This is a genomic window from Cellulomonas rhizosphaerae, assembly GCF_003470205.1.
GTDB lineage: Bacteria > Actinomycetota > Actinomycetes > Actinomycetales > Cellulomonadaceae > Cellulomonas > Cellulomonas rhizosphaerae.
The window spans coordinates 1-3,100 of sequence record NZ_QWKP01000044.1 but is presented as its reverse complement, the minus strand read 5'-3'; the positions used below and the strand labels follow the sequence as shown (position 1 = coordinate 3,100).

Genomic DNA, 3,100 nt, shown 5'->3' with positions numbered 1-3,100 from the left:
CCGGCGACTCGATGACGGGCATCCCCCACAGCCGGCGGCCGTGCGTGGCCGCGGTGTCGTCGAGCGCGTCGAGGTAGGCGGCCCCCGTCGACTCCGCGAACTTGGGCAGCACGAAGCCGCTCAGCACGTGCAGGTGCTCCCCCAGGCCCTCGGCGATCTCGGCGATCTGCTCGGGGCGGCGCACGCGGACGAACACGAGCGGCCCGCCGCCGGTCACCGCGAGCTCGCGCAGCTGCGCGATCGCGTTCGCCTGCGCGGCAGGCAGCTCCTCGTCGGCGATCGAGTCCTCGAGGCAGACGACCGAGCTGGCCACGCCCTGCGCGGCACGGCGCACGAGGTCGTGCGCCAGGCGCGGCCGCGTGGCCGGCATGTAGAGGGTGGCGCCGAGCGCCACGGACAGCGTCTCGCGCGACGAGTCCCGCGAGAACGGCTCCGGCTCACGCCAGAAGAGCCGGCGACGTGCGTCGTCGGACAGGTGGTCGAAGTGCCGCATCGCGTCCTACCTCTCGGGTCCCCTGAAGGCGCAACCCGGAGCGTAACCCGGCGATGTGACACGCGCGTGACGAGCGCGGGCCCGCCTGTGGACGGGGCCCGTCAGACGAGCGGCGTCCAGGCGTCGACCCACGTGAGCTCGTCGAAGCCGAAGGCCAGCGCGGCCTCCCGCAGCGCGCCGGGCACGAGCTCGCGCTCCGCCCGCAGCACGAGCCGCCCACCGACGTTGACCAGCGACAACGCGACCAGCGAGCCGGCGCCGGGCTCGCGCTCGAGCGGCACGTCGACGCGCGCACCGCCGATCGTCTCGACGCGGAGCGCGCCGCTCCAGGCGAGCGCCGCCGAGGTCGGGGAGAAACCCAGGACCACGAGCCTCGCCAGGCGCGGGGTCTGGCGCAGGTCGACGAGGAACCCGCGGTCCACCGCCTGCACGACGGGCCGGCGGCTCGCCGCGGGCACGGTCGTCATCGCGCGGTTGTGGTCGAGCAGCACCGTCTCGCCCGTGGCCAGGTGCGCGAACGCGGCGAGCCGGAAGTCGCCGACCCCCTGCGAGACGGCAGACGTCACGCGCAGCACCCCGACGCCCGACTGGACGGCGGTGAGCGCGATCGTCGGACGGTCGCGGGTCAGGAGCGTCGGGCGGCCGACGACGACCCCCTCCGGTGCGTAGCCGAGCACCTCGTCACCCCGGGCGGCGGACGGGCGACGCCGGGCGGGCGCGACCTGCGACGGGGCGGCGGCCGACGACAGGTCGAGCGAGGCCGGTGCTGGCGCGGCCGACGAGCCCAGGTCCAGCGACGGGGCGGGGCGCGCGGACGCAGGGGCGGCGGGTGCCGACGAGAGGTCCAGCGACGGCGACGGACGCGCGGGCGCGGGAGACGACAGGTCGAGCGACGGCGACGGGGCAGGCTGCGCAGGCGCCGGGGCCGAGAGGTCGAGCGACGACGAGGCCGGCGCCGCCTCCCTCGTCGGCCGCGAGAGATCGAGCCCGGCCGACGCCGGCCGCGCACCCGGCGCGGGCCGCCCCGCGTGCCGCAGGTCCACCCGGGTGGCCGCAGCCGCGGGAACCCGCCGCACGGGGCGGTGCCGCAGCCAGGGCAGGTCGGTCCGCGCGGGCGCGCGGGACGGGTCGGGCAGCATCACAGCCCGATGCCGTGGTCGGCCGCGATCCCCACGACCCCGTTGGGGTACCCCTGCCCGACGACCTTGAACTTCCACCCGCCCTCGTGCCGGTACAGCTCGCCGAGGACGAGCCCGGTCTCGCCGGTCAGCGCGGGCGCGAGGTTCTCGGACCGCACGAGCTCGGCACCGTCCGCGAGGTTGAGCACCCGGATGCGGGCGTCGCGCAGCTGGCCGAGCGTGCGCCGGTGGCCCATGCCCTCGTTGAGGTAGGCGACCACGACGATCCGGTGCACGGCCGCCGGGACGTCGTCGAGGTCCACCTCGACCTGCTCGACGTCCCCGCCCGCGGCCGCGGCCAGCTGGGTCACGGACAGGTCGGGCTCCGTGAGCTGGTTGAAGAAGACCATGTGCTCGTCGGACAGGACCTTGTGGTCGTCGTCGCACAGGAGGGTGGCGACCACCAGGTTGTCGTTGAGCACGGGCTCGGAGGACGCGAGCGCGACCCCGAGCACGACGCCCCGCAGGTTCGGGATCTCGCGCGTCAGAGCGGCGTTGGAACCGCGCTTCATGGGTGCTGCCGGCATTCAGAGATCCATCACAGGTCGAGGTCGGAACGGTTGAACTTGGTCTGCAGGAACCGGCCCTGCGTCATCAGCGCGTCGGCGTCCTGCTCGCGCGTGGCCACCAGGGTCGCGGAGACCGACGTCTGCAGCGAGTCGATCTGCATCATCAGGGACTGCGTCGGGCTGTGCCCGTCGGCCCGGGGGACGCCGCGCGCGTCGGGCTCGAGCGCGAGGTAGCCGCGCAGCGTCGTCGGCAGGTAGTCCCCCACGACGCCCCGCACGCTGATCACCGCGTACACGTCGAGCGGCCGCACGGCCGCGCTGTCGACGACCTCGGTGAGCGTGTCCGTGAGCATCCGCGCGTTGACGAGCGCGGCGGGCGGCAGACCACCGGCGCGCGCGTTGACGTACCGCACGAGCTCGTCGATCGCGGCCTGCAGGGCAGCCGGGCTGTCCTCGTCGGGCTCGGGCGCCTGCTGCTCGTCGGGCTCGTCGTCCCCGCGCAGCCGCGCGAGCCAGCTCACGTCGTCCTCCGCGGTCCGCTGCGTGTCAGGACGCGTTCCCCTCGCGGGCCCGCGTGCGCTCCAGGTACGGCTGCGCGCGCTCGATCTGGCCCTCGAGGGCCGTCACGGTCTGGGCCATCGAGTCCACCGACTGCGCGCGGAAAGTGTCGAGCGCGTCCATCGTCGCGAACACGTTGTCGAACGCGACCTGCAGCTTGGCGACGTCGATCGTCGACTCCGAGGCCTGCTGGTTGATCGCGGCACCCTGCTGGCGCAGCTGCACCGACGTCGACTCGATGAGGTTGGACGTCACCGTGTTCAGGGCCGTGATCTGGTCGAGCACGAGCTTCTGGCGGGACAGGGCCTGCGAGACGATGACGGCCGTCCGCAGCGCGGCGATCGTCGTGGTCTGCGCGCGGT

At 74.4% G+C, this 3,100-nt stretch carries 5 protein-coding genes; all 5 read right to left on the bottom strand.

All coding sequences use genetic code 11. From position 1 onward, the window contains the following. Positions 1–493: HpcH/HpaI aldolase/citrate lyase family protein (locus D1825_RS00600; RefSeq protein WP_158580657.1), on the bottom strand; the 493-nt coding region annotated here is incomplete at its 3' end. A 101-nt stretch (positions 494–594) separates the two neighbouring features. After that, positions 595–1,635, bottom strand: coding sequence for a hypothetical protein (locus D1825_RS00595; protein ID WP_118765602.1), 1,041 nt, complete (start codon positions 1,633–1,635; stop codon positions 595–597). After that, positions 1,632–2,183 (bottom strand): TerD family protein, encoded by a 552-nt coding sequence (locus tag D1825_RS00590; protein WP_233549541.1) that lies wholly within the window; start codon positions 2,181–2,183, stop codon positions 1,632–1,634. Before D1825_RS00590 ends, D1825_RS00595 begins: the two co-directional genes overlap by 4 nt. A 26-nt stretch (positions 2,184–2,209) precedes the next feature. Then, the gene (locus tag D1825_RS00585) at positions 2,210–2,701 is read right to left on the bottom strand and encodes a hypothetical protein (RefSeq protein WP_118765600.1); all 492 of its coding nucleotides are present in this window, start codon (positions 2,699–2,701) and stop codon (positions 2,210–2,212) included. A 25-nt stretch (positions 2,702–2,726) separates the two neighbouring features. Beyond that, a partial coding sequence (locus D1825_RS00580; protein ID WP_199721436.1) for a toxic anion resistance protein occupies positions 2,727–3,100 on the bottom strand: 374 nt, incomplete at its 5' end.

Coding starts and splice junctions, on each gene's coding strand:
- D1825_RS00590 (WP_233549541.1), bottom strand. CDS start 2,183: ATGAAGCGCGGTTCCAACGCCGCTCTGACGCGCGAGATCCCGAACCTG.